Origin of the sequence: Paenarthrobacter sp. NPDC091711 (assembly GCF_044756605.1) — a bacterium.
Lineage (GTDB): Bacteria > Actinomycetota > Actinomycetes > Actinomycetales > Micrococcaceae > Arthrobacter.
In genome coordinates this window covers 44,842-71,534 of sequence record NZ_JBIVTF010000005.1, presented here as the reverse complement: position 1 = coordinate 71,534, position 26,693 = coordinate 44,842, and the positions used below count along the sequence as shown (strand labels likewise).

Here is a 26,693-nt window from a genome sequence, read left to right as displayed (position 1 = left end):
CCGTGGCTTTGGATTACCGCGAATGGAAGGACGGCGACGACCTCGCCCTCCTGGAAATCTGGGGCGGCCCGGAGACTCTTCCCGCGGAGCAGTTCCGTGCGGCACTGGCGCCTTCGAGCAACCAGCCGTGGCGCCGCTGCATCGTGGCGGAGGACGTGGTGGACGGTGTCCGGATTCCCGTCGCGGCCGGTGTAGTCCATGAAGCTTCGCTGCACCCGGAACGACTCTGGGCGTACGTTGAGGTTGCCAAGGACCACCGCCGTGAAGGCGTGGGTGCCACCCTGCTGACCATGTTGCGCCGTGAAGCCGGGAACTCGCCGTCGGGCGTTTCCAAACTGCGCAGCAAAGTGGAGCCGGACACTGCCGGTGCGGCATTTGCTGCGGCAGCGGGACTTGCCCCCATCCAGCGTTCGCAGCTGGTGGTGGTGAAGCCGGAGCCCTTGTCTTTGCCGCGCTTCGGCGACGGTTCCGAGGAAGCTGCTGCAGAGCGCGTGGAGGACCTGGCTACGGGTTCGGTGGAACTGAGCGATGTGGTGGGCAAGTACTACTCACATGTCCACCACTGGGACAGCCCCGGGGAACTGAGCATTGCCACCGTGCAGCGCTTGTTCCTGCACGACCTCACAGGAGCCCATGGGGCCATTGTGTTGCGCGCACCTAAAGCGAGTGCTTTCGGCCAAGGCGTTCCTGCCAGCCGCAAGGGCAAGATCCAGGCGTTCGCCATCAGCTATGCCCAAGGCGACTCCGACGAGCCTTCGGATGTCTTCCTCGGACACGACCCCCTGCTCTCCGCCGAGGAAGCAGCGGCCGCGGTCCGGGACCTGCTGGCACTCATCGCCTACCAGCACCCGGTCTTGTTGGAAGTTGACGAGTCCATGACGGCGCTCCGCACGGTTCTTGATCCGCTGTTGGAATCCGGCAAGGCCCATGTTCGCGGCGCAGATACGCTGATTGTGAGCGACTGACCACTGTTTCTGCACGTCAGGATCCTGCCTCCCGCTGACTACAGCGGACGGCAGGATCCTTGTGTTTAAGCCCGTCGCTGCCGTGGACCGGCCTGGTTAATAAAGATGATTGACGCTGCCCGGGTGCAGGAGTAGGCCTATCGGAGTAAACCCCCACGCTGCCACCGCTGGAGGGAAGCGGCGTGTGGAACTGATCGGTCTCTCATCTGTATCGGTGGTAAAGAAAATGAACCAAATAGCCCTCGATGGGCTGCGGGAACAGTTGCGCGGGCAACTCATCACTCCCGACGATCCTGACTACGACTCCGCTCGGGCCGTCTTCAACGCCATGGTGGACAAGCGCCCCGTGGGTATCCTCCGTGTCTCGCAAATATCCGACGTCATCGCCGGAGTGAACTTTGCCCGCGAGAACCACATGCCGCTTGCCATCAGGGGCGGTGGGCACAGCGCACCAGGCTTCGGCACCTGGGACGATGGGCTGGTGCTGGACTTCGTCAACCGCACCGGCGTAAGGGTGGATCCGGAAGCACGCACGGCGCGTGCCGAAGCGGGTACCACGTGGGCCGACTTCAACCACGCCACACACGCCTTTGGGCTGGCAACTACCGGCGGGATCGTTGGATCCACGGGGGTGGCCGGGCTGACGCTGGGAGGGGGTATAGGGTACTTGACCCGTAAACATGGCCTCTCTTGCGACAACCTGGTCTCGGCAGATGTGGTGACCGCTGACGGCAATTTCCTCATCGCCAACAACGAACGTAATGAAGACTTGTTCTGGGCCATCCGGGGCGGGGGCGGAAATTTTGGGGTGGTGACGTCATTGGAATTTCAGCTCCATCCCGTGGACATGGTCTATGCCGGCATCATCATCTACGGGGCTGAGAACATCCCCGCCGTGGCTCGCTTCTACCGCGAGTACATAGCTTCCGCGCCCGAGGAATTCGGGGCCTTCCTCGGCTTCCACCAGGGACCGCCCGTACCTTTCCTTCCGGAGGAGTGGCATGGCAAGTCTGTGTGCGTGGTGGTGGGAATGTGGACTGGCGATCCGGCCGAAGGCGAAGCACGCTGGCAACCCTTCCTCGAGGCCGCTCCCGTAGCGGGATCGATGGTGGGTCCCATGCCCTATCCAGCCCTGAACGTGGCCTTCGACGGTCTCAACCAGAAAGGGATGCAAGGCTATTGGAAGGCCAACTTCCTCCGTGACCTCAATGACGGTGCCATCGGCGCCCATGCCGAATTCGGAGCAACTGTTACCAGCGTAAACACCGCGGTGCATGTTTACCCGATCGACGGGGCAGTATCCCGCGTGGGTGTCCAGGACACCGCTTTCGCCCACCGCGACATGAAGTTCGCTCCGGTCATCGCCACGCAGTGGCCGGACCCGGCGGATAACGCAGCCAACATCGCGTGGGCACGTCAGTACGCAGCGGCCCTCGCGCCGCATTCGGAGGCCGGCGGTTACATCAACTTCATGGATTCCGAGGACCAGAACCGGGTGGCGGACAACTACGGACCAAATTGGGAGAGACTGGTGGCCATCAAGGGCAAATACGATCCCGGCAATCTCTTCCGGGCAAACCAGAACATCGCGCCTGTCTGAGTCAGGAGAGCTCTGCCTGCCCGCGTAGGGTTAAGGCATGAGGTTTTGCTGCTGATGGGCCACGGTCACTCCCACGGACGTTCTGAAGAGTCCGATCCCACCCCGCAGGCGCTCGCGTCGCGGAAGAGGGCCAACTGGATTCTCGCGGCCATTCTTGTTCCAGTGGGCGTCCTGACGCTCGTAGCCATGATGGTCCTGTGGCCCTCCGGCAGCCGGGAAGGAATCTCGTTCTCGAGTCCTTATCAGGCCGCTCCGGGGGTCACCTTCGATACCGGCCGGATCCAAAGCGTGGTGGTGGAAAGCTGCACGCAGACGGGCCAGTCCACACCTGGCCAAACGGATCAAAGTCAAACGGATTCCAACCAGAACAACCAGTCCGCCGGATCCCAGTGCACGTTCGCCTTTACGGAGCCGGACAAGGGCGGGGACGTAGTCAAGGTGGTCATCAACCCTGATGTCGCCATGTCCCACGGCGTGGACGTGGGGGACTCCATCCGGTACCTCAACCTGTCCGCCGTCCAAGGTACCAATGCCGGCAGCGGCGCTCCCGCCTACGTTTTTGTGGACTTCGTCCGCAGCATCCCCATAGCCTTCCTTGCTGTCCTGTACGCAGCAGTTGTCATCGCGGTGGCGCGTTGGCGTGGCTTCCGGGCGCTTCTTGGCCTTGTGGGTGCGTACTTCGTCCTGGTCAGTTTCATTCTGCCGGGTTTGGTGGAAGGCAAGCCGCCGCTGCTGCTGGCTTTGGTGGGCTCCACGGTGATCATGATCGGGGTCCTGTATTTCGCGCATGGATTCTCTGCGCGGACGTCGACGGCTTTGCTGGGCACTATTTTTGGGCTCAGCATTACCGCGCTGTTAGCGGCGTGGGCCACGGATGCCGCTAATTTGGCGGGTGTGGGGAACCACGACGCCTCCACGTTGGTGAATATGTCACCGCAGATTTCCATTTCCGGGATCATCCTCTGCGGCCTGATTGTTTCCGGACTCGGCGTGCTCAACGACGTCACCATTACCCAGTCCTCGGCAGTGTGGGAGCTCTACGAGCTGGCCCCCAATACCAGTGCCCGCAAGCTGTTCTCCTCGGCCATGCGGATCGGCCGGGACCACATCGCCTCCACTGTGTACACCATCGCCTTTGCCTACGCGGGCGCAGCGCTTCCGATCCTCATCATCGTGATGCTGTACGACCGGCCGCTCGCTGAGGCTCTGACCAGTGCCGAGCTGTCCGAAGAAGTCATCCGTACCTTGGTGGGTTCCATTGGTCTGGTCCTCGCGATTCCGGTGACCACGCTGATCGCCGTCCTGGTGGTTAAAGCCACGGGCATGAAGCGGCTCGCCTCATCGGCTGGACCGGCTGTTAGTGCCGATGACCTCAAGGACACCGGTTCGCTGGCAGCAGCTGCCGCCGTCGTGGGTTCCGGTCCGCAAGACACGCACGACGCCGAGACGCGCCTTGGCGCTCCTGGCAAACCGGCACGCCCGGGCAGCCGCCGCGCCCAGCGCGAAGCGGAGCGGCGCAGCCCGGAGTAAGCGCTCATGACATTTGTCATCCAGGATGCGTGACACCCGCTACGGGTGCATGAGGCTCTTCCCGGCTTGAATTGGTAGACCACGCCAATTCCAGGGAGAGCCATGACAATGACAGATGTGCCGGCAATTCAGGCTGAAGGACTTCACAAGAGCTTCGGGAAGGTCCACGCTGTCCGCGGGCTGGACCTGACGGTGCAGCAGGGGGAGGTTGTGGCCTTCCTGGGACCCAACGGCGCCGGCAAGACCACCACTATCGACATGATCCTGGGGCTCAGCACCCCGGACACGGGCACCGTGTCCGTTTTCGGGCGTACACCGCGGGCAGCGATTGCCAGGGGACAGGTAGCTGCGGTGATGCAGACGGGCGGCTTGCTGCGGGATATCAGTGTTCGTGAGACCGTGCAGCTCACCGCGGCGATGTTCGACTCCTCCCGCCCTGTGGACGAAGTCCTGACCCGCGCCGGCATCCTGGACATTGCTGACCGGAAGGTGGAGAAGTGTTCCGGTGGCCAGCAGCAGCGCCTTCGCTTCGCCATGGCCTTGGTCTCCGACCCCGGGCTTCTCATCCTGGACGAGCCAACCACCGGCATGGATGTGGCCGGCCGCCGTGACTTTTGGTCCGCCATCCGGGCCGATGCCTCGCGAGGGCGCACTGTCATCTTCGCCACCCACTACCTCGAAGAAGCGGACGCCTACGCTGACCGGATTGTGCTGGTGCGCCAGGGAACCATCGTTGCCGATGGCACCGCGGCCCAGGTCAAGAACCTGGCCTCCGGAAGGACCGTGCGCGCAACACTGCCGCCGGGGGACCGGGAACGGCTGGCAGGACTGCCTCCTGCCGCCGCAGTGGAGTACGACGCCGGCCGGGTCACCGTTCGTACCGCCGACTCGGATTCCGTAGTCCGCTACCTGCTCAACAACACCGGTGCCCACGACCTTGAAGTAGTGGCCAACAACCTCGAGGAAGCCTTCGTGGCCCTCACTGCGGACGAACCCGGCACGGGAGTCCAGCACGCACTTGAAGGAGACCGGGCATGAGCCAGACAACAGCCATCCAGGACCGCAAACCTTCCGCCGGAGGCATCAACAGCACCTTCCTGTGGATCGAAATCAAGCGGATGCTCCGTAACCGCAGGACCATCATCTTCACGGTCCTCATGCCCGCGATTTTCTTCTTCATCTTTGGACTGTCCAATAAGGACCAGCTTCTTCCCAACGGCCATAGCTATGGGCAGTACATCCTGATCAGTCTCACCGTTTACGCCGCCATGACGGCAGCCACAGGGGCGGGCAGCCAAGTAGCCGTTGAGCGGGCGCAGGGCTGGAGCCGGCAATTGCGCCTCACCCCGTTGCTGCCTGGCGCTTATATCGCGGTCAAGGCAGCGGCAGCGCTGACCTTGTCCCTGATGGCCGTCATCGCCCAGTTCATTATTGGTGCTTTGGCCGGGGTAACCATGGACCCCCGGATCTGGCTGACCGCCGGGTTGGTCGCCTGGCTGGGATCCCTTGTTTTCGCGGCTCTTGGCTTGTTCGTCGGCTATCTCATGCCAAGCCAGAACGTCATGCAGATCCTTGGCCCGGCCCTTGCCATCCTTGCCATGCTGGGAGGGCTGTTCATGCCGATAGAAATCATGGGGGACACCTTTGGCGAGATTGCCAGGTTCACGCCCGCTTACGGGATCGGGCAGCTGGCGCGCAGCCCTATCACTGGCGAGTTTGATGCCGTGTGGATCGTCAATGTCCTGGTGTGGCTGGCCATCTTTGTTGGCGGGGCCGCCATGGCCTTCCGCCGTGACACCAAGCGTGTCTGAGCCCGTCCTGCAGTGACTATTGTGGGATCCATGAGCAGCCCGAGCCTTGGTGATACGTTCCGTGGGCCCGGACCCCGCAAATGGTTTGTCGGAGCCGGATTCTCCATCATCCTGTGGGCCTGGCCCACGTGGAACCTGGTGTGGTCGGTGGACGAACCTGTGCTCTGGAAGGTCGCCGCTTCCGCGTCGCTGGTGGCTTTCTTCGCCGCCTACGCCGTCCTGCCGATGTTCAGCCGGAGCCGCGGCCCCCGGACAGGACTCGCATGTACGGGGATCCTGCTGGCATTGAACGGCCTGGTCATTCTCATGATCGGCAAGGAGGCGCTATGGACGTGGCCTTTCCTCGCTTGTGCCATCGCCATGACGGTGCTGCCGCCCTTCGTGGACTTCGTCCTCATCGTCGCCATGGCGGCTGTGTCCTTGGCAACGGAACTGGCCACCGGCACCCCGGAGCAGGCGCTCTTCCAGCCGGCCCTGATCCTGTCGCTCGGTTTGATGATGTCCTCCTTCGCCCGATTGATCCGGCAGACTGTCCAGTTGCGTGCGGCCCAAACCGAACTGGCTGACGCCGCCGTTGCTGCGGAACGAAGCCGGGTTGCCCGGGACATGCATGACATCCTGGGCCATTCCTTGACGGTGATCGCCATCAAGGCCGAACTGGCAGGACGGTTGATGGAAGGATCGCCTCCGGGTCCGGCCACGGACCGGGCGGCCGCTGAGATCAGCGATGTGCAGGATCTTGCCCGCGGCGCGCTCGCGGATGTCAGGGCAACGGTTGCGGGGTATCGGGGCGTCAACGTCCTCGCCGAACTCGCAGCGGCCCGGACAGCGCTGGAGTCGGCTGGGATAACTGCCGAATTGCCGGGCACCGTGGAACAAGTCCCGGCCAGGCACCGGGAGCTGTTCGGCTGGGTGCTCCGGGAAGGCATCACTAATGTGGTGCGGCACTCAGGCGCCGGGCGCTGCCGCGTCCTGTTGACGGCGTCGAGCGTGTTGGTGGAGGACGACGGCGTGGGCCCGGGTGCCTCGGAATTCTTCGGTAACGGCCTGACCGGCATCCGGGAAAGAACAGCGGCTGCCGGTGGCAGCGTCCATGTGGGCTCGAGTGACCTGGGAGGGTTCAGATTGGCTGTTGAGGTATGACTATCCGTTTGGTGATTGCCGATGACCAAGCATTGGTCCGTGGGGCTCTGGCCGCTTTGCTGGGTCTCGAACCGGATATCGAGGTGGTTGCAGAGCTGGGCGACGGCATTGGGGTGGCAGACGCCGTGGTGGAATATTCCGCGGACGTAGCGATGCTCGATGTCGAGATGCCCGGATTGGATGGCATCAGCGCCGCAGCTGCTGTCCGCCGGGCGGCTCCTTCATGCCGGGTCCTCATGGTCACCACTTTTGGGCGGCCCGGCTACCTCAGGCGGGCTATGCAGGCCGGCGCTTCGGGGTTCGTGGTCAAGGACACGCCTGCGCGGCAGCTCGCCGAGGCTGTTCGGCGCGTGCATCGCGGACTGCGGGTGGTGGATCCCGCCCTCGCCGCCGAATCGTTGGCCTCCGGTGACAGCCCGCTGACCGAACGTGAGGCAGAGGTGCTTCGGGCAGCGTCCGACGGCGGCACCGTGGCAGACATTGCCAAAGCCGCGATGCTCTCCGAAGGGACAGTGCGGAACTACCTGTCCGCGGCGATGGCCAAGACAGGGGGAAGAACCAGGGCCGAAGCGGTCCGATTGGCCGAGGACAACGGCTGGCTTCTTTAGGGCAGCCCCCGATTTGCCCACATTTGCAACAATGGATGGGTGACTGTAGTAGCAACGCCCCCCGCACCAAAGCTCGAGCTCCCGCCTTTGAAGCTCGGCGGGATTACCGTGGACACCCCGGTAATCCTTGCCCCCATGGCGGGCATCACCAACTCTGCCTTCCGCAGGCTCTGCCGTGAATACGGCGGCGGCATGTACGTGGCGGAGATGGTGACGTCCCGTGCCCTGGTGGAACGGACACCGGAATCGTTGCGCATCATCTCGCACGATGAGGACGAGAAAGTCCGTTCTGTGCAGCTCTACGGCGTGGATCCGGTGACCGTGGGTGCCGCGGTTCGCATGCTCGTTGACGAGGACCGGGCCGATCACATCGACCTTAACTTCGGCTGCCCCGTGCCCAAGGTCACCCGGCGCGGAGGCGGTTCAGCCCTCCCGTGGAAGATCGACCTCTTCACCTCCATCGTCAACACAGCGGTCAAGGAAGCCTCCAAGGGCGGCATTCCGCTCACCATCAAGATGCGTAAAGGCATTGATGAGGACCACCTGACGTACCTCGACGCCGGCCGCATCGCCCGCGACGCAGGAGTGGCCGCCGTCGCCCTTCACGGCCGGACGGCCGCGCAGTTCTATTCCGGCCAGGCCGATTGGTCCGCCATTGCCCGCCTCCGCGAGGCTCTGCCGGACATCCCGGTGCTGGGCAATGGCGACATTTGGTCCGCGGAAGATGCAGTCCGCATGGTGCGCGAAACAGGCGTGGACGGCGTCGTGGTGGGCCGCGGCTGCCAGGGCCGCCCCTGGCTCTTCGGCGACCTCCAGGCGGCCTTCGAAGGCAGCGACCAGCGGCACCGCCCCGGACTCCGTGAAGTGGCTGAGGGCGTCTACCGCCACGCCGAGCTGATGGTGGAGACCTTCGGCAACGACGAATACAAGGCGCTGCGCGAAATCCGCAAGCACATGGCCTGGTACTTCAAGGGCTACGTGGTGGGCGGAGAACTCCGCGCCAAGCTGGCCACCGTGCCCACCCTCGAGGTGCTGCGCGAATACCTTGATGAGCTGGACATGGACTCGCCTTACCCGGGAGTCGATTCCGAGGGCCCCCGCGGCCGTGCGGGCTCGCCAAAGAAGCCTGCGTTGCCCAAGGACTGGCTGGTGAGCCGTCAGCTGAACGCTGAACAGAGCGCGGATATCTCAGCCGCGGAGCTGGACGTTTCGGGCGGCTAGCCTCACACGTGTAAGACTGACTCTAGAAGCTCCACACCCCGGCGCTTGAAGGAGGCAGATACCCATGGGAACCGAAGCGATACTTGGCCACGACGGGACGGCACATGATTTTGTGCTGGCCATTCCCGGTTACGCCGAGGCCGATTCCGCGCGGTGGGTTGAAGAGCCGCGCAAGAGCAACTATCGCTCCGATTTTGAGCGGGACCGCGCCAGGGTCCTGCACTCTTCGGCACTGCGCAGGCTCGGTGCAAAAACGCAGGTAGTCGCCCCGGACACGGATGACTTCGTCCGAACCAGGCTGACCCACAGCTTGGAAGTGGCGCAAGTAGGCCGCGAACTGGGCCGCTCCCTCGGCTGTGATCCTGACGTGGTGGATACTGCATGCCTGAGCCACGATCTTGGTCATCCACCGTTCGGCCACAACGGTGAGTCCGCCCTGAACGAAGTAGCGCACACCATTGGCGGCTTCGAAGGTAACGCCCAGACCCTGCGGCTGTTGACCAGGCTCGAACCCAAAGTGCTCGCCGAGGACGGCAGGCCGGCAGGACTGAACCTGACCCGCGCCAGCCTGGACGCCGCGTCCAAGTACCCGTGGTCCGCCGTCGACGCCCCCGTGATCCACGGCCACCGCACCAGCAAATTCGGTGCCTACGAGGACGATCTTCCCGTGTTTGAGTGGCTGCGTGAGGGTGCGCCGGGCAACCGTTCCTGCATCGAAGCGCAGGTCATGGACCTGGCAGATGATATTTCCTACTCGGTCCACGATGTGGAGGACGCGATCGTCGCCGGCCACTTCCAGTTGAAGTGGATGGAGAACCCGGACCATCGGGCGCGCGTTGTGGGCTACACCAAGCAGTGGTACCTGCCGCACAACGATCCCGCAGAAATTGACGCCGCCCTTGCCCGGCTGGAGGCCACCAAGGTGTGGGTCCGCGAAGCAGACGGCAGCCGGAAATCCATGGCCGCCCTGAAAGACATGACCAGCCAACTGATCGGCCGGTTCTGCCAGAGCGCCATGGAAACCACCCGCGCCCATTTCGGCCCGGCCAACCTCACCCGATACGACGCCGAGCTCATGGTTCCCGAGGACACCGTCACCGAGATCGCCGTCCTCAAGGGCCTTGCCACCACGTTTGTGATCTCCACAGACCACCGCCAGCCGGTGTACGAGCGTCAACGCGAGGTGCTGCATGCCTTGGTAGGTGTTTTGAACGCCACGGGTGACCGTCACTTGGAGCCGATGTTCGCCGCGGACTGGCGTGACGCCGTCGACGACGGCGCGCGGCTGCGCGTGGTGATCGACCAAGTTGCCTCGCTGACGGACGTCTCCGCGCTGGCAATGTACGAGCGGCTTGTGGGCAGCCTTCCCTCGCTCTGGTAAACCCCTCTGGTAAACCCTTCCTGCGTTCCGTTAACGGCGGGGACTCGTGGGGCAAGCGACTAGGATGGTCACGTGGCTGGCCTGATCAAACGTGAAGATATCGACGAAGTACGCCAGCGCACGGATATCAAGGAAGTCGTTGACGGTTACGTCACCCTCAAGGGCGCCGGGCTGGGCAGTTTCAAGGGCCTGTGCCCCTTCCACGACGAACGCTCACCCTCCTTCACTGTCCGCCCGCAAGTGGGCAGGTACCACTGCTTCGGTTGCGGCGAAGACGGGGACGCCATCTCCTTCGTCCAGAAGATGGACCATAGCTCGTTCCACGAGGCCGTTGAGAAGCTGGCCGCCAGAATCGGCTACGAGCTGCGCTACGAGGACGGTGGAACCGGTCCCAGCCGCGAGGAAGTGGGCAAACGCCAACGCCTGTTGGACGCCCACAAGATCGCCGATGAGTTCTTCCGCGCGCAGCTGCTGACCCCCGGAGCGGCCGAAGGGCGCAACTTCCTCGATGGCCGGGGATTCGACCGCTCCGCCGCCGAACATTTTGGCGTGGGCTACGCACCCCAAGGCTGGGACGGACTGCTGAAGCACCTCCGCGGCCGTGGATTCACGGATGCTGAGTTGAAACTCACAGGGATGTTCTCGGAAGGAAACCGCGGAATTTACGATCGCTTCCGCGGAAGGCTGATCTGGCCCATCAGGGACATCGCGGGAGACACCATTGGGTTCGGTGCCCGCAAACTCTTTGAGGACGACCAAGGCCCCAAATACCTGAACACCCCTGAAACCACGTTGTACAAGAAATCCCAGGTCCTCTACGGGATCGACATCGCCAAGCGGAACATCGCCAAGGAACGGCAATTGGTAGTGGTGGAGGGATACACGGACGTCATGGCCTGTCACCTTGCCGGGGTCACGACGGCGGTGGCCACCTGCGGTACTGCCTTCGGTACCGAGCACATCAAGGTAGCCCGGCGGCTGCTCTCGGACGACGGCAGCGGGGGAGAGGTCATCTTCACCTTCGACGGCGACGCCGCCGGCCAGAAGGCTGCCCTGCGGGCTTTCGAAGAAGACCAACGCTTCACCGCCCAGACGTACGTCGCTGTGGAACCCTCCGGTGCGGACCCCTGTGATCTTCGCCAACTCAAGGGTGACGCCGCGGTGCGCGAACTCATCAGCACCCGCAAGCCCCTGTTCGAGTTTGCCATCCGGGCCACTCTTCGGCGGCACAACCTGGATACCGTGGAAGGCCGTGTGGCTGCCCTTCGGGAAGCCGCCCCCGTGGTGGCGCAGATCCGGGACTCCGCCACGAGGCCCGGATACACGCGCAACCTGGCCGGTTGGCTGGGAATGCCTATCGAAGAAGTCAGCGGTTACGTGGGAGCAGCGGCCAAGCGGGCCGCATCCGGTGGCGGCGCCGCCAGCCCCGCAGGCCCGGCGGCCACCACAGCAGCACCGGCGTCGAGCGGTCCCGTCTTCCAGCGGCCCGATCCCAGGGACCCCATAGCCGGCATGGAACGCCAAGCGCTGGAAGTGGTCCTCCAAGAGCCGGGTGTGCTGGGCGGGGGAGCCTGGGAGCGCTTCGAAGCCTCACAATTCAACACTCCTGCCTACGCGGCCGTCCACACCGCCGTACGGGCCGCCGGCCTGGCCCACTCGGATGACCCTGTGGCGTGGGTGGAGCAGGTCCGCCAGGAAGTCCCCGAGCCCCTGCGCGCTTTGGTCTCCGAATTAGCGGTGACGCCCCTGCCGGCGAGCACGGCCGAGGCGATGCAGCGGTACTGCCGTGACATCCTGGCCCGCCTTTTCGAATTGCAGATCACCAGGATCAAGGCTGACAAGATGGGGCAGCTGCAGCGCTTGGACGCGGGAGCCAATCCGGAGGAGTTTCAGCGGCTGAACCGTGAGCTGATGCAACTTGAAATGGAGCGCAGGGCGCTCCGCTCGGATGGCTGAAAACGCCGATTTCACTTTCCGGCGGGCCCCTGTTAAGCTAGTAACCGCTTCATTCCTCCGTAGCTCAATTGGCAGAGCATTCGACTGTTAATCGAAGGGTTACTGGTTCAAGTCCAGTCGGAGGAGCGCGCAATACCCCCGTTTCGATCACTCGGAACGGGGGTATTTTTATACCCCCGAGGGGTATGCGGCGCCGATTTAGCATTCCGGTAGAACCTTTGCTAAAGTCATAACCGCTTCATTCCTCCGTAGCTCAATTGGCAGAGCATTCGACTGTTAATCGAAGGGTTACTGGTTCAAGTCCAGTCGGAGGAGCATCAGGACCCCGTACCGGCTTTCTAGCTGGTACGGGGTTCGTTTTTTTCCTGGACTTTCCTAGACGAAGTCCATCTCCACTTGCAGGAAACGGGCTGCCTCGGCCACCGCGGCGAGGAACGAATCCTGTTCAGTGGGCGGCGTCCTGGGCTCCCGGGGATGCCATTCGTGGGGAGCCGAGTAGACGCGGGTGAAGCCGCCTCCAGGAGGCGCGTAGAAGATGCCGAAGCGTTGGACTGGCCACTCGGGCGAGGTCTCGGGGGCGACCAGCAGCGCGGCCCCCGTTTCCGGGTTGTGCCACTGGGCAATGGGGCGGCGACGGTCATCGGTGAAAAGCCCGGCGGCGTAGAGGGCAGCCGACTGAGGGCTGGTCACCGAGCACAGACGGTCCCACCACAGCGGCAGGATGCGTTCATCCCGACGCTGCCAGGGTGCCGGAAGCGGCTGCAGCTCTTGCCAAGGGGGCACATCACAACTTTATCGCCGGTACGGGTCCTGCAAAAGGGCGAGTGCTATCTGGAGAGGCCAAGCCGGGGGTAGAGCACTTCGAATCCTTTGGTCAGTCCCGCGTTCAATGCCAGGCCAACGTGGCCGCCGTTGGGCACCTCGTAGTACGTCACCGCCATCCCTGCCTCCCGGGCCGCTGCCGAGACTGCCTGGGCGGCCGCGACGTAGGTGGTGTCGTCCGAGCCCACGGTGAAGACTGCCGTTGTCTTGGGGAACTGCTTTCCCTTCATGATATTGATGGGCTTCTGCGCGTCGTAGGCAGCCTGGTTGCCATTGAAGATCGATGCCAGGTTGCCTGCCGGATCCTCCGCACCGGGGAATTCCTCGCCTGAGATATCCACCACGTTGCCCCACATCTCCGGGTATTTGACCGCGAAGGAAATGGCACATTGCCCGCCGTTGGAGTAGCCGGCAATGGTCCAGTGTTCGCGGTCCGGGAGGATGTTCAAGTTGGCTTTGGCCCAGTTAACAACGTCCTCGTTGATGTACTTCTCCACGTTGCCGTATTTGGCGGTGTCGAGGCAGAGGGTGTCATCCTGGTCCGGGCCGATCTGGTCTGCGACGATCGCGATGGGGGCCAGGCCATTGTTCTTTGCGGCGAACTGGTCCAGGGCAGCGGAAACGTATTGCGGATCAGGGAGTCCTGGCTGGCCCATCATGAGGACGAACAAGGGCAACTTGGGTGGATGGGCCGTCAGGGCCGCAGGGGGCAAGTAGATGCCCGCCGGCCTGGCATCGAAACCGGACGCCGTGGCTGGAATGACTTGGGTGCCTGCCCTTCCCTTGGCTGGCTGGTCGCCCGGGGGCTGCCAGCTCTGCCACAGCGGACCTGCCGGTACGGAGGCGTCAGGGTCCGGCTTTGCCAGTTGGATGGCGCCCTCCGTGGAGATCCCCAGCGCCGAGCCGAGCGTCTTGTTCAGTCCAAACTCTGTATTGATGCCGAGCGCGGCCACCATGACGAACACGGGGATCGATACCGCGGCCACCACCTTCCGCCACCGCGGGCTATGACGGAAACTGACCACGGCCAGGCCCAGGGCGGCGAAGCAGGCGAGGGCCCAGAACCACACCCGAGGTGTCAGCCCCACGTGGAAGACGTCCAGGACGTCCTCCACGAGCCACACGGTCAACCACCCGAACAGACCCGCGACCACTATCGCCGTAACCGCAGTGAGGGCCCAGCGCGCTGACGGCCGGAGGAACAAAAGCAGGAAAAACCCGACGCCGATCACTCCGGCGATCGTCATGACTACGGGGCCGCTGATCTCGAGTTTCAGGAGGTCGTTCATGGCCGCGCGGTCCGTTCGGGCGTCATGCGGCTGGCTCCTTGGCTACCATTTGCCGCAACAGCCCGGCGCTTTGCGTGGGGGACAGTCCCGGCAGGTAGGCCGAACCCACCGCGATGCCGATGGACGGCAAGGCCAACGGGTCCTGGTAGTACATGTAGAGGGTCCGGTGTTCAGGCTGGAACCTTGATTTGAAGGCGGCCAAGGATTTGAAGCCGTACATGGGTTCCAGGGCGTTCCCCAGAAGTGCCAGGACGCGGTCCAGGGTGCTGCGGTCTTCGTCCCCGGCACCGCCGCCTGCGTTGGCGAGCGGCGAGCCTGACAACGAGATCTGGGGTACTTCTTCTTTGAAGTGGGTCACTGCAGAGGCGATGAGGAACTCCATGACGCCCTTGAATCCTGTGGTCCGGCGACGCATGAAGTCCAAGGTCCACCCGGAGATGGCCCCGTGGCTGAAGACGGGGAGCCAGCTGGTGACTCCATGGACTAGTCCGTCGTCATCCACGGCCACGCAGCAGAGCACCTCGGGATCTTTGAGCTCGTTCAAGCCACCCAGGGTGAAGCCCATCTCAGGAAGCGCTTTGTCAGCTACCCATTCTTCGGAGATCTCCGCCAGCTGCGCCCTGATTCCCGGAGGCATCTCAGGGTAGGGGTACCAGCGATCTTTGATGGAAAGCTTGTCTGTACGGTTCAGGGCGGTCCGGACGTTCTGCCATTCCTTGCCCTTGAAGGTCATGGCTTGGACGTTGAGGAGTGTCTCTTCCGCCACCTCGAGTTTTCTGAAGCCATGGGGTACGAGTGGGACATCCAGCTCTGCCGTTGCGGAATAGAAGCACGGGATCAGCCCCAGATTGGCGCAGTGCTTGACGAAACCCGTAGCTGCATCGGCGTGGTGTTCGCTGGCGCCAAAAGGACCGGCAACGGTGAGGGCAACCCCGTTGTGGACCTGATAGGCGATTCCAGCTTTCCTGTCCGGGGTGAACCAGTACTGGTTGTTGTCCCAGAGAGCCATCCAGGACAACGTGCCGCCGCCATCATGCAACAGCTCCCGGGTGTGCCCCAGATCCGCTGCGGGATCGGTGGCCAGCATCCTGAATCGCCGGAAGTTGTTCAGGACAAGCACCAGAATGCAGAGCCAGATGACGTCTCCACCCAGGCCGTACAACACGGTGCTCAGGACGCCTTGGGGGAGGGCCACCACGAACGGGACAGGGAAAGGAACCAGGATGTGGGTCAGTTGCCCGGCAAGGTCCACCAGCGTAGAGCGGCCAGGATTGCCTTCAATGAACCAGAACACCACATAGAGGAGCACGGCTGCCACAGCAAGGATGAGCGAGGTGCGGCCGAGGACCCGGTACCCGGCGTCGCTGGATTCGACGCGGAACTTATGCCGGTTTACCAACAGCAGCACAGCGATGATGACAGGGGCGAGGACTGCGGGTACCGCGTACAGCAGGAGGTACGCGAAGTCGTCATCGCCTACTGTGACCCCCGGATCAGTAACGTACTGGACGATGGACAGGACGGTCACGGCTGCCAGATACAGCTGGATAACGAGTGTCAGCCGGTATGCCAGCCGCCGGCCGCGCCTCAGCCCCTCGGCGCAGACAAGGAGCAGCAGCACAGGAATCAGCGTCAGGATTGCCGCGCCAAAGCTCTGGACGCCCACGATGCTTTGCAGGGTGACACAGTTGTTGTCGTTGTTACACGCTTCCTGAACCTCATCGGCGTCGGGACTTGCTTGGAGCATCACTTCGGAAACTACGGACAGGGGGCCGATTTCCCACGTTCCGGTCAGCTGCGTGAGCAATGGTCCCACCGCGAAGACACCCACCACGGTGCCCACCAGGAACCGTGTTTCGCGAAGGCTTGAGGAGTGCAGCGATCCCGCCCGTCGGCGCAGGGCCAGCGATTGGATGGCCCAACCTGCCAGGATCCCGATCACGGCCCCGGCCAGGGCCTGCAGGGTTTGGGCGACTCCAACGAACAGGGCAAACATCAGCGTGGCGGCCAGCAGCCACGTCCTCAGGCGGCGACGCCACAGGGCCTCAAGTGCCGCCGTCGAGCATCCCAACGCGGCGGCAGCGCCACCATAGGCACCCACAACATATTCGCCGCCCAGGAAACTGAGCCATTGGTCGCTGGCATCCGTTCCAAAAGTTACGAGTACTACCAGGACCAGGGCGCTGAGGGCGGAACCGGCAACGAAGGCAGTCAAGGCCAGCCAAGGGCCCATGACGCGTTCGGCGATGCCCACACCCACCAGGATCGCCGCTGTGCAGGCCAGGTAGTCGAGCAAGGATGAAGCGAAGAACGCCGACGTGAAGATTGACCACCAAGGTCCTGGTTCCACCGCCAAACCAAGTCCCACTTGGTCCAGCAGCTCTTGGCCGGGACCGTTGATGAGGCTGCCGGACACGGCCCCCAGCACCCAGAGCAGTACCACCAAGGCCAGCGTCAGTGGCAGCTTCCGCAGGGTTGCCAGGCCGCGCGCGCTGCCCTGAAATACAACAGCCGTGCTCATGTGATGTCCCCTTCACCGGTTCAAGCACCGGTTACCCCGGCTGGCCACCATTCTGCCCTGCGGTGCGCAGTTAGGGGAGGGTTTGGTGATTCCCGACGCCGGCGGGTCGCCTGTGGAGGCCGGCTAGTCCCGCTTCCAAGGGCCAGGATTCACGCGGTAGAGGATAGCAGCGCCAATCACGGCGCCAAGGATGGCACCAAACAGCGCGCTGCCGGCGGCGCGACCGAGAAGAGCACCGGCGACGGCGCCAAGCAAGGCACCAAGGAAGAGGCCCCTGCCGTTGCGGTGCGGTTTGTTAGTCATGATCACAGCCTACGGGGCCGGTTCTAATGAATGGATGGAACCGACCGGGGCCGGACAACCAGCCACAGCGCGGCAATGGAGCCCGTGATGCAAGCGGCCATGACGGCACCCATGGGCACGGCGGAGCTGACGCCGAGCCAACCGACCACCGGCGGGACGATACCGGCCATCATGAACTGGGATGCGCCCAGGAGCGATGCAGCCGTGCCTGCTTGTGCGCCGTGGTTGGCCAGGGAGAGGACCTGAACGCACGGGAACATGAAGCCGGTTGCGCAGATGTAGAACCACAACGGGATGAGGATGCCCCAGAGGCCCACATGGAACAGGTCCAGAACGACAATCAGGGCGGCCATGAGCACCATGAAGAGGGTTGCTCCTGCCACGATCCATTGCGGGGCCACCCGCCTGATGAGGCGCGAGCTGATCTGCACGCCTGCCACGATGCCCAGTGAGTTGATGCCGAACAGGATGCCGTACTCCTGTGGTGAGAACCCGTAGACGTTTTGGAACAGGAAGGTGGAGGCCGAGAGGTAGGCGAACAAGCCGCCGAAGTTGAGGCTTCCCACCAGCACCATGCCGACGAAGATCCGGTCCGTCAGGACTGTTTTGTAGCGTTGCCGCACCGTAACGGCGGACTTGCCCCGCTGGTCCGCCGGGAGCGTCTCGCGGATGAAGAAGATCGAGGCGAGGATCACCAGCAGGCCGTAGCCGGCCAGGAAGTAGAAGATGCCCGGCCAGGGAAAGGCCAGCAGCAACTGGGACCCGATGACTGGTGCCAGGATGGGGGCCAGTCCGTTGACCAGTGACATGCGCGAGAACATCCGGACCATGGAGTATCCGTGAAAGAGGTCCCTGACCATGGCCATGGCCACCACGCCGCCGCCGGCAGCACCGATTCCCATCAGGACACGGAACAAGGACAGCATTCCGATGTCTGTGGCCAGGGCTGCACCGAGCGATGAGCCGATGTGCACGGCAGTGGCCAGGATCAGAGGTAGCCGACGACCCACCTTGTCGCTGAAGGGTCCCACCAAAAGCTGGCCGAGCCCGAAGCCAACCGTTGTACCGGTCAGCGTGAGCTGGATTGCCGCCGCCGAGACGTCAAAACTCTCTTCCAACGCGGGGAACGCCGGAAGATAGAGGTCGATGGTGAAAGGACCCAGGGCAGTCAGGGCACCCAACAGCAGAATGTAGACAAGTTTTTCACGTCGGCTCAGAGAATCGCCCGGAGCAATGGGAGAGGTCACGATCATCTATCCTATGGCCCGGATCATATTTATTGGGCGTATGACGGGCGCGCCGGGGCCCGATCCCGAAAGTTCAGCAGGAACCTGAATGATAGCTTTGAGAACAGGTGTACGCGGGGATTGTTTTCCGCCGCGTTCGCCTTACACGATGCCCAGAGGAAGCAGTTAGGCGGAACCCATGAGTGGACGTCACACAGGCCGGCCCAGTCAAGGGCCAGCCATTCGTAGTTTGCCGAAGACCCTCAAGCTCGTTGCAAGGCTGGCTCCGAGGCAACTCAACGACGAAATCGCCTTGGCGAAGGTCGAACTTAAGCGAAAGGCCACACAGGTTGGCATCGCCGGCGCCTTCTTCGGAGTGGCGCTGGTCTTCCTGGCACTCCTGGTCATTGCGCTGGTTGTCGCAGCGATCCTGGGGTTGGCCACCATCATGCCCGGCTGGCTTGCAGCCCTGGTGGTTGCGGCATTCTTCCTGGTGATCGTGGCCATCGCATCCCTGATAGGAATAGCCAAGTTCAAAAAGGCCATGCCTTTGGTTCCTGAGGACACCATTCGGGGAATCAAACATGATCTTGGAATTGCCAAGGAAGGCTCCGACTTCGACGAGTCCATCCTCGATCCCAACTCGCCCGCCGCCAAAGCCGCCAAGGCTGAAAAGGAAGCGGCCGCAGAGAAGGCCAAGGCTGAAAAGGCTGCCAAGGAAGCCGCCAAGGAAGCGGACGCCGTCAAGGCGCCCACCGAAGCTGAGCTTCGCTCGCGCCTGAAGCGCCGCCGCGAACACCTCACTGGCGTGCGCGACGAGCTCGGTGAACAGCTCGACGTCAAGAAGCAGGGGCAGGCGTTGTTCGAGAGTGCCAACGGGAAGTTCCAGGAGAGCAAGGAATTCGCTGCCGCGAAATTTGCCGACCTCGGAGACTCTGTCCCTGAGAGCCTCACCGAGAGGCTTGCCGCCCGGTGGAAGGACCTCGCAGCTTTCGCCACCGCTGCCGTGGTCTTCGTTGTAGCGCTGCGGAAGTTACTGAAGAAGTAGAAGCCAGCCGCGCCATCAGACACTGAAGACAAGCAAGGGGGACAGGATGAGATTGATCGGAGCTGGGTCGCGACCCGACCGGCCGCAGGTTGATCACGACCTCATCTTCACTGTTCCCAACATCCTCACAGTCCTTCGCTTCATGGGCGTGCCGCTCTTTGTCTGGCTCGTCCTGTCCGAACAGGAGTATGGTTTCGCGGTCCTGGTGCTCGTCATCATGGGCAGCACCGATTGGGTGGATGGCTACATTGCCCGACGCTTCGACCAGACGTCCAAGCTCGGCCGGATCCTCGATCCCATGGCTGACCGTGCCGCGCTGCTGGCGGTCGCCTTCACTCTGGCGATTGCCGGCGTCGTGCAGTGGTGGTACCTGGCCGCACTGCTGGTGCCGGACGCAGTCCTGGCCATTGCATCCTTGATCTATTTCCGAAGCCACCCTGACCTTCCGGTGAGCATCATTGGAAAGATCCGCACGGCGCTGCTGCTGGTCGGCACTCCGTTGCTTGTCCTGTCCAAGCTGCCCATTGCGTTGACCGAGGTCTACTTCGTGGCAGCTTGGACGTTCTTGGGCCTCGGCCTGATCGGCCACTGGATAGCGGCGTATAACTACTACTGGGCCATCCTGCGCAAAGGAAAAGAATTGAAAACCGACGACGGCGGACGAGGCTGATGGTCTGGCTGGCGGTTTTTCTCGCGGTACTTGGTGCCTTCTTCCTTGCCATCGGCGCCCAACGGCAGGGCAGCGCCGTGAAAGCCGATACGGGCGGCCTGGCGCTGAGTTCCAATGGGTTCCTGCGGCTCCTGCGTAATCCCCGCTGGATGCTCGGACTGTTGTTCCTTGCCCTCGGAATGGTGATGAACGCGATCGCCCTGGTGTCAGCACCCCTCACGGTGGTGCAGCCGATTGGTGCCATTGCGCTGGTCATCACTACGGTGGTCAACGCCAAGGACCAGGGCCTGAGCATCAACCGTGCAACCGTGGTGGCCATCAGCGCCTGTGTCGCGGGTTCAGCACTGTTCGTACTCCTGGCCGTCAACGTCACGCAAGAGAACCACCACGTCAATACTGAGGACGAACTGACCATTGTCCTGCTGCTGGCGCTGGCAGTGGGCATTTTTGGGACACTGGCCGTCCTGTTCAAACACCGGATGAGCGCCTTCATTTACATTTTGGGCGCCGGTGTCCTGTTCGGTTTTGTTGCCGTCCTGACCCGCATCATCGGCAAGCACCTGCTCGACCCCAACGGGCTGTTCCTGCTCAACGTGCAGTGGTACACCCTCATAGCGATTGTGGCCGCCGGGGGACTGGGCTCATGGTTCGTTCAGAGTGCCTATTCCGGGGGTCCGCCGGACCTGGTCATCGCCGGACTGACCGTGATCGACCCCATGGTGGGCATCGCAATCGGCATTGTGATCCTGGGTGAGCTTCGTCCCGATGTCCACGCCGTGATGGCCATCGCCATGGCCGCGGCCGCTACGCTTGCTATCGTGGGGGTTATTGCCCTGAGCCGGCACCATCCGGAAGTCACCAAACGCAAGAAGGACGCGAAGGCGGCTGCCAACCGGAAGGCCCAAGGCAAAGCTTGACCTTGCGCCACCGCTATTGCGGACGGCAACCCGGCGACACCGCAGCATTGCCACAAGCAGTGCTGTCCGCACCGTGACCATCAGGAGTTCTCCACGTGACCATTCCCGACACCACCAAACCCCTTACCATACTGATTGCCGCGGATACCTACCCGCCGCACGTCAACGGTGCCGCCCAGTTCGGCTACCGCCTGGCCAAGGGGATGACGGCACGCGGGCATAACGTGCACGTGCTGGCCTGCCGTCCGGACACGGGCAAGAGCTACACCGAGTTCCGCGACGAAGCCACCGTTCACCGGCTCCGCTCCCACGGCGTCTTCACCCACGAGTACTTCCGAATCTGCTTCCCCTGGGAGATCAAGAAGGAAATCAGCCTTCTTTTCGATCGGGTCCAACCGGACGTCGTTCACATCCAGAGCCACTACATGATCGGCGAGCACGTCCTCTACGAGGCTGTTAAGCGCGGAATCCGGATTGTGGCCACCAACCACTTCATGCCCGAGAACCTCAACCCGTTCCTTCCGTTCCCGCAGTGGTTCAAGGACATCGTTGGCCGGATCTCGTGGAAGGACATGGGCAAGGTCATGGGGCAAGCGGACGTGGTCACCACGCCGACGCCACTCGCTGCCAAGGCCATGCACCAGCACGCTTTCCTGCGTAAGGTCCTGCCTCTTTCCAACGGCATCGACTCGTCCGCTTACGAGCTGCAGCCCGGTGAAGTCATCGAGCCGCACGCCAACCCCACAGTCCTGTTCGTTGGCCGGCTTGCCGAAGAAAAGCACATCGACGTGCTGATTGATGCCGTGGCCAAGACCCCGCGCGAACTGAATGTGAACTTGGAAATCGTGGGCGGCGGCGAAGTCCGTCCGGCCCTTGAGGCCCAGGTGGCGAAGCTTGGACTGGGCGACCGGGTGAGGTTCCTCGGGCTCGCGAGCGACGAGGACCTGCGGGAGGCCTACATCAAGGCAGATATCTTCTGCATGCCCGGAACGGCCGAGCTGCAGTCTCTGGTGACCTTGGAAGCCATGTCTGCTTCCACTCCTGTGCTGTTGGCCAACGCCATGGCACTGCCGCATCTGGTCCGTGACGGGGAGAACGGCTACCTCTTCACCCCCAATGACAGCAACGAGCTCGCGGACAGGATCACTCAGCTGGTGGGGCTTCCCCAAGACGAGCTTGAGGCGATGGGCAAGCTGAGCCGCGAGATGGTGGAGCCGCACAGCATCAACGGCACCCTCCAGACCTTTGAGGACCTCTACCGCGGTGCCACTTACGAGGACATGGTGGTGTGACAAAAGCACTCCCTGGCAGCTATTAGAATTGCTGGAGTGCTTTGCCCGGAACTGCTGCTTTGCGGTGGCCGGACCGGGCATCAAGGGGCTATAGCTCAGCTGGTTAGAGCGCGGGACTCATAATCCTAAGGTCCTCGGTTCAAGTCCGAGTAGCCCTACATTTCACACGGGAGCCGTGGCCGACGATTCATCTTCGTCGGCCACGGCTCTTTTGCGTTCCCCCTCCAGTGCGGTATGTTACTCATCAGTAACTTAGTCTTGGTCGCAGGTGACCACCCTTGAAGGAGCGAATATGTCCAACGCTGCATTCGATGCCACCAACCTTCCGTATGCTGACGGCGACTTCTACGCCTTCGAGCAGATGCTGACAGGAAAAGAGCAGGACCGCCTCGCGGAGGTTCGGGAATTCCTGGCCCGCGAAGTCAAGCCCATTGCCGTGGACTGCTGGAACCGTGGCGAGTTCCCGATGGACCTCATCCCGAAGCTTGGCGAACTGGATCTGGTCAGCCCCGTCCGTCGGCAGGGGTACTCCAATCTGTTCGCCGGAATGCTCCACGCTGAAGTGACCCGCGCTGACGCCTCGATTGCTACGTTCATGGGCGTTCACGACGGCCTTTTCACAGGCTCCATCGAGGCGCTGGCGTCGCAGGAGCAGAAGGATGCTTGGCTGCCGGACATCTACTCCCTGAAGAAGATCGGCGCCTTCGGTCTGACCGAGCCCTTGGGTGGCTCGGATGTAGCCGGTGGAACGCGCACTACTGCCAAGCTTGACGGCGATAACTGGATCCTCAACGGTGCCAAGCGCTGGATCGGCAACGCCACCTTCTCCGACTGGGTGGTCATCTACGCCAAGGATGTGGCCGACAACCAGGTCAAGGCATTCCTGGTGGACACCACCTTGCCGGGCTACTCCGCCAGCAAGATCGAGAACAAGATCTCCCTGCGTACGGTGCAGAATGCGGACATCGTTCTGGACAACGTGGTGGTGCCCGACTTCTTCAAGCTTGCCAACGGCAACAGCTTCCGCGATACCAACAAGGTCCTCAAGGTGACCCGCCTGGCAGTGGCCTGGCAGGCCGTTGGGCTGCAGATGGCGGCCTTTGATGTCGCCCGACAGTACGCCGTGGAGCGCCAGCAGTTCGGGCGCCCACTGGCGGCCTTCCAGTTGGTGCAAAATCAGCTGGTCCAGATCCTCGGAAACACAGTAGCTTCCATGGGCATGATGGTTCGTCTGGCCCAACTCGAAGACGCGGGTGTGGCCAAGGACGAGCAGTCGGCTCTGGCGAAGGCCTTCACTACGGCACGCATGCGCGAAAGCGTTGCGCTGGGACGCAGCATCCTGGGTGGCAACGGAATCGTCACGGACTATGGGATGGCCAAGATCTTCTCCGACGCCGAGGCCATCTACTCCTACGAGGGCACTCATGAGATCAACACCTTGGTGACCGGCCGAGCTATCACGGGCGTTTCGGCCATCGTCTAGAACGTTCGCTGGCGCGGCGGGACTCAAGTGCGTGTACCCGGGCTTGCGGGGACTCACCGGAGCGGCAGCAGGATGGACGGCCGCATGTCTTCCACGAAGCCCAACGGATTGACGTAGTCCTCGCCGCGCCGCACGCCCCAATGCAGGCAGGTGGCACTGCTGCAGTGGCCCGGTTCCAAGCTGCCGATGAGTTGTCCCTTGCGCACGGTGTCACCGGCCTTTAGCTCACTGGTCACCGGCTCGAAACTGCTCTTGAGACCATCACCTTGATCGATGGTCAATACAGGACGGTCAACCACCACACCGGCGAACGTCACCACACCATCGGACGGCGCGGTGACCGGGGCGCCGTCGGGCGTTGGCCCTAAATCCACGCCCCGATGCCCGCTGAGCCACGGCTTGTCAGGCGGGTCGAAGGTCCGCAGGACCGAAGGCTTGGGGGAGAGGGGCCAGCTCCAGCGGGTCTCGGGCGGGGATGACTCCGGCGCCGGCGCAGAGCTGCTCGTCCCTCCCGCGACAACCGCGACAACAAGGGCGAGAATTGTGGACATGATGAGCTTCAGAGCGGACATGAACCCAGCCTCCCGTGACCATGGACCCGGGTCGATCCCCGGCCTTCCGTATGTGGACAACGGGTGGCAGCGCGCGGTCAAATCAGTGGGGTCGCTGTAGTACACTTGGTGGAGCAGTTTGCTGTGCCCTCAAGCTTGTTCAGGAGCATGTCTCATTCAGATATGTGAGGGTCCCAGGCTGACTACGCGTATCCAGCCCTCCACCAGCTAAGCCTCATGGCTTTGTGCTGCGGGGGATTGCGCCTCTTGCGGTCCGTCCGAGCCCAGGCTCCATGTCGGATGAGAAGTGCAATGGATGCCAGGAGCCACGCCCATCCGGGCAAAGGCTAAACAACCGTCAACTATTGGCAGGGTAAGAGCAGCCCCTTGGGCTCTCTCATGAATGACCTGCCGGAAGGAGCGTCGGCATGCCCGTCGTAACTATGCGCCAGCTGCTTGACAGCGGCGTCCACTTTGGACACCAGACCCGTCGTTGGAACCCGAAGATGAAGCGCTTCATCTTCACGGAGCGCAACGGCATCTACATCATTGACCTTCAGCAGTCGCTGTCCTACATCGACCGCGCCTACGAGTTCGTCAAGGCTACTGTCGCCCACGGCGGCACCGTCTTGTTCGTTGGCACCAAGAAGCAGGCTCAGGAAGCAATTGCCGAGCAGGCTACCCGCGTTGGCCAGCCGTACGTCAACCAGCGTTGGTTGGGCGGTATGCTCACCAACTTCCAGACCGTCGCCAAGCGTATCCAGCGCATGAAGGAACTCGAAGAGATCAACTTCGACGACGTCGCCGGTTCGGCTTACACCAAGAAGGAGCTCCTGCTCCTCAAGCGTGAACTCACCAAGCTCGAGTCCAACCTCGGTGGTATCCGCAACCTGACCAAGGCTCCCTCGGTTCTCTGGGTTGTTGACACCAAGAAGGAACACCTTGCTGTTGACGAAGCCAAGAAGCTGAACATCCCGGTTGTTGCCATCCTGGACACCAACTGCGATCCCGACGAAGTTGACTTCCCGATCCCAGGTAACGACGACGCCATCCGCTCCGTCAACCTGCTCACCCGCGTTGTTGCCGACGCCGTAGCTGAGGGCCTCATCGCCCGCAACCAGCGCGCAACGGGCACCACCGAAGCTCCGGAAGAGCCGCTGGCTGAGTGGGAGCGCGAGCTCCTCGAAGGCAGCAAGGCCGAAGAAGCAGCGGCAACCGAGGCTCCGGCAGCTGAAGCTCCCGCAGCTGAGGCTCCCGCAGCAACTGAAGCTGCAGCCGGCGAAGCCGAAGAAGCCAAGTAAATCTGGACCTTCCCTGACGCTGGAGACTGCGTCGGGGGCAACTGACAGGATGGCGGCTCACACGGTGGGCTGCCGTCCTGTCAGTCCGTAAACACACAAAATTTCTAGACAGAGGGGTTCACATGGCGAACTACACTGCTGCTGACATCAAGGCCCTGCGCGAGCGCACCGGCGCCGGCATGATGGACGTCAAGAAGGCTCTTGATGAAGCCAACGGTGACGCCGAGAAGGCCATCGAGATCATCCGCATCAAGGGCCTCAAGGGCGCTACCAAGCGCGAAGGCCGTTCCACTGCTGAAGGCCTGGTTGCTGCCAAGGTCAACGGCGGCGTCGGCGTAATGATCGAGGTCAACTGCGAGACTGACTTCGTTGCCAAGGCTGACAAGTTCATCCAGCTGGCTGACAAGGTTCTCAACGTTGCAGTCGAGTCTGGCGCAGCCGACCTCGAAACCCTCCTGGCCACCGAGGTTGACGGCAAGCCGTTGTCCGAGGTTGTTGTCGAAGAGGGCGCAGTCCTCGGCGAGAAGGTTGTTGTCCGCCGTATCTCCCGCGTTGAGGGCACCACGGTTGACGCCTACCTGCACAAGACGTCCAAGGACCTCCCGGCCCAGGTCGGCGTTCTGTTCGCTGTTGACGGTGAAGGCGAAGCCGCTTCCACCGCCGCACACGACATCGCTGTGCACGTTGCAGCCATGGCCCCGAACTACCTGACCCGTGACGACGTCCCGGCCGAACTGGTCGAGTCCGAGCGCCGCATCGCGGAAGAGACCGCAAAGGCTGAAGGCAAGCCCGAAGCTGCTCTTTCCAAGATCGTGGAAGGCCGCGTGACGGGCTTCTACAAGGGTGAGGTTCTGGTTGACCAGGCATTCGCCAAGGATTCCAAGAAGACTGTTGCACAGGTCCTCGAAGAAGCCGGCGTCAAGGCAACCGCAGTAACCCGTTTCCGCGTCGGAAACTAGTAATTCATGAAAAGGGGTGGTCACTTCGGTGGCCGCCCCTTTTTCATGCACCCGTCCGGGTAGTACCTGCGCGGACCCACAGCACGATAATCTAGC

At 62.7% G+C, this 26,693-nt stretch carries 23 protein-coding genes and 3 tRNA genes; 20 read left to right on the top strand and 6 right to left on the bottom strand.

Annotated elements, in window-relative coordinates; all coding sequences use genetic code 11:
• The first annotated feature begins 2 nt into the window (after positions 1 to 2).
• From ACIQH5_RS10075 to ACIQH5_RS10020, 12 genes are all read left to right on the top strand, one after another.
• Complete coding sequence (locus ACIQH5_RS10075; protein WP_400402634.1) at positions 3 to 965, top strand: GNAT family N-acetyltransferase; 963 nt, start codon at positions 3 to 5, stop codon at positions 963 to 965.
• Between the two features lie 226 nt (positions 966 to 1,191).
• Positions 1,192 to 2,565: an FAD-binding oxidoreductase gene (locus tag ACIQH5_RS10070; RefSeq protein WP_400402632.1), complete on the top strand. Its 1,374-nt coding sequence runs from the start codon at positions 1,192 to 1,194 to the stop codon at positions 2,563 to 2,565.
• A gap of 54 nt (positions 2,566 to 2,619) precedes the next feature.
• Positions 2,620 to 4,095, top strand: a complete 1,476-nt coding sequence (locus ACIQH5_RS10065) for a YibE/F family protein (RefSeq protein ID WP_400402630.1) — start codon at positions 2,620 to 2,622, stop codon at positions 4,093 to 4,095.
• 102 nt (positions 4,096 to 4,197) lie between these two features.
• On the top strand, positions 4,198 to 5,133 hold the full coding sequence (locus tag ACIQH5_RS10060; protein ID WP_400402628.1) for an ABC transporter ATP-binding protein: 936 nt from the start codon (positions 4,198 to 4,200) through the stop codon (positions 5,131 to 5,133).
• A complete protein-coding gene (locus ACIQH5_RS10055) occupies positions 5,130 to 5,906 on the top strand; it encodes an ABC transporter permease (RefSeq protein WP_400402626.1) in 777 nt (258 codons plus the stop codon). The genes ACIQH5_RS10060 and ACIQH5_RS10055 overlap by 4 nt, the downstream gene beginning before the upstream one ends.
• 30 nt (positions 5,907 to 5,936) lie before the next feature.
• Positions 5,937 to 7,049, top strand: coding sequence for a sensor histidine kinase (locus tag ACIQH5_RS10050; RefSeq protein WP_400402623.1), 1,113 nt, complete (start codon positions 5,937 to 5,939; stop codon positions 7,047 to 7,049).
• A complete protein-coding gene (locus ACIQH5_RS10045) occupies positions 7,046 to 7,657 on the top strand; it encodes a response regulator (protein ID WP_400402621.1) in 612 nt (203 codons plus the stop codon). The genes ACIQH5_RS10050 and ACIQH5_RS10045 overlap by 4 nt, the downstream gene beginning before the upstream one ends.
• Positions 7,658 to 7,696: 39 nt before the next feature.
• Positions 7,697 to 8,878: a tRNA dihydrouridine synthase DusB gene (dusB, locus tag ACIQH5_RS10040; RefSeq protein ID WP_062067380.1), complete on the top strand. Its 1,182-nt coding sequence runs from the start codon at positions 7,697 to 7,699 to the stop codon at positions 8,876 to 8,878.
• A gap of 64 nt (positions 8,879 to 8,942) precedes the next feature.
• Complete coding sequence (locus ACIQH5_RS10035) at positions 8,943 to 10,259, top strand: deoxyguanosinetriphosphate triphosphohydrolase (protein WP_400402618.1); 1,317 nt, start codon at positions 8,943 to 8,945, stop codon at positions 10,257 to 10,259.
• A 72-nt stretch (positions 10,260 to 10,331) separates the two neighbouring features.
• Positions 10,332 to 12,215: a DNA primase gene (gene dnaG, locus ACIQH5_RS10030; protein ID WP_400402615.1), complete on the top strand. Its 1,884-nt coding sequence runs from the start codon at positions 10,332 to 10,334 to the stop codon at positions 12,213 to 12,215.
• Between the two features lie 53 nt (positions 12,216 to 12,268).
• Positions 12,269 to 12,341: transfer RNA gene (locus ACIQH5_RS10025), tRNA-Asn, on the top strand.
• 116 nt (positions 12,342 to 12,457) lie between these two features.
• Positions 12,458 to 12,530: transfer RNA gene (locus ACIQH5_RS10020), tRNA-Asn, on the top strand.
• A gap of 60 nt (positions 12,531 to 12,590) precedes the next feature.
• Here the strand turns inward: ACIQH5_RS10020 and ACIQH5_RS10015 are convergent.
• The 5 genes from ACIQH5_RS10015 to ACIQH5_RS09995 form a co-directional block, all read right to left on the bottom strand.
• Entirely contained in the window at positions 12,591 to 12,998 is a 408-nt protein-coding gene (locus tag ACIQH5_RS10015) for a hypothetical protein (RefSeq protein WP_400402613.1), read from the bottom strand.
• Between the two features lie 44 nt (positions 12,999 to 13,042).
• The gene (locus tag ACIQH5_RS10010; RefSeq protein WP_400402610.1) at positions 13,043 to 14,326 is read right to left on the bottom strand and encodes an alpha/beta hydrolase; all 1,284 of its coding nucleotides are present in this window, start codon (positions 14,324 to 14,326) and stop codon (positions 13,043 to 13,045) included.
• Between the two features lie 22 nt (positions 14,327 to 14,348).
• On the bottom strand, positions 14,349 to 16,847 hold the full coding sequence (locus ACIQH5_RS10005; RefSeq protein WP_400402608.1) for a bifunctional lysylphosphatidylglycerol flippase/synthetase MprF: 2,499 nt from the start codon (positions 16,845 to 16,847) through the stop codon (positions 14,349 to 14,351).
• A gap of 123 nt (positions 16,848 to 16,970) precedes the next feature.
• Positions 16,971 to 17,150, bottom strand: a complete 180-nt coding sequence (locus tag ACIQH5_RS10000) for a glycine zipper domain-containing protein (RefSeq protein WP_024820266.1) — start codon at positions 17,148 to 17,150, stop codon at positions 16,971 to 16,973.
• 23 nt (positions 17,151 to 17,173) lie between these two features.
• A complete protein-coding gene (locus ACIQH5_RS09995; protein ID WP_400402605.1) occupies positions 17,174 to 18,403 on the bottom strand; it encodes a multidrug effflux MFS transporter in 1,230 nt (409 codons plus the stop codon).
• 172 nt (positions 18,404 to 18,575) lie between these two features.
• On the opposite strand from ACIQH5_RS09995, the gene ACIQH5_RS09990 reads away from it, so the two are divergent.
• The 6 genes from ACIQH5_RS09990 to ACIQH5_RS09965 all read left to right on the top strand — a co-directional run bounded on the left by ACIQH5_RS09990 (position 18,576) and on the right by ACIQH5_RS09965 (position 23,786).
• Positions 18,576 to 19,424, top strand: coding sequence for a phage holin family protein (locus tag ACIQH5_RS09990; protein WP_400402602.1), 849 nt, complete (start codon positions 18,576 to 18,578; stop codon positions 19,422 to 19,424).
• A 46-nt stretch (positions 19,425 to 19,470) separates the two neighbouring features.
• On the top strand, positions 19,471 to 20,094 hold the full coding sequence (locus ACIQH5_RS09985; protein ID WP_400402600.1) for a CDP-alcohol phosphatidyltransferase family protein: 624 nt from the start codon (positions 19,471 to 19,473) through the stop codon (positions 20,092 to 20,094).
• Positions 20,094 to 21,011 (top strand): DMT family transporter, encoded by a 918-nt coding sequence (locus ACIQH5_RS09980; RefSeq protein WP_400402598.1) that lies wholly within the window; start codon positions 20,094 to 20,096, stop codon positions 21,009 to 21,011. The genes ACIQH5_RS09985 and ACIQH5_RS09980 overlap by 1 nt, the downstream gene beginning before the upstream one ends.
• Positions 21,012 to 21,106: 95 nt before the next feature.
• Positions 21,107 to 22,303, top strand: coding sequence for a glycosyltransferase (locus tag ACIQH5_RS09975; protein ID WP_062067411.1), 1,197 nt, complete (start codon positions 21,107 to 21,109; stop codon positions 22,301 to 22,303).
• A gap of 84 nt (positions 22,304 to 22,387) precedes the next feature.
• Positions 22,388 to 22,461: transfer RNA gene (locus tag ACIQH5_RS09970), tRNA-Ile, on the top strand.
• Positions 22,462 to 22,595: 134 nt separating this feature from the next.
• Positions 22,596 to 23,786 (top strand): acyl-CoA dehydrogenase family protein, encoded by a 1,191-nt coding sequence (locus tag ACIQH5_RS09965; RefSeq protein ID WP_400402595.1) that lies wholly within the window; start codon positions 22,596 to 22,598, stop codon positions 23,784 to 23,786.
• Positions 23,787 to 23,839: 53 nt separating this feature from the next.
• On the opposite strand, the gene ACIQH5_RS09960 is transcribed toward ACIQH5_RS09965, so the two are convergent.
• A complete protein-coding gene (locus ACIQH5_RS09960; protein ID WP_400402592.1) occupies positions 23,840 to 24,358 on the bottom strand; it encodes a M23 family metallopeptidase in 519 nt (172 codons plus the stop codon).
• A 407-nt stretch (positions 24,359 to 24,765) separates the two neighbouring features.
• Between ACIQH5_RS09960 and rpsB the strand changes: the two genes are divergently transcribed.
• Entirely contained in the window at positions 24,766 to 25,638 is an 873-nt protein-coding gene (gene rpsB / locus ACIQH5_RS09955) for a 30S ribosomal protein S2 (protein WP_062067424.1), read from the top strand.
• A 122-nt stretch (positions 25,639 to 25,760) separates the two neighbouring features.
• A complete protein-coding gene (tsf, locus tag ACIQH5_RS09950; protein WP_024820276.1) occupies positions 25,761 to 26,597 on the top strand; it encodes a translation elongation factor Ts in 837 nt (278 codons plus the stop codon).
• The last annotated feature ends 96 nt before the right edge of the window (positions 26,598 to 26,693 follow it).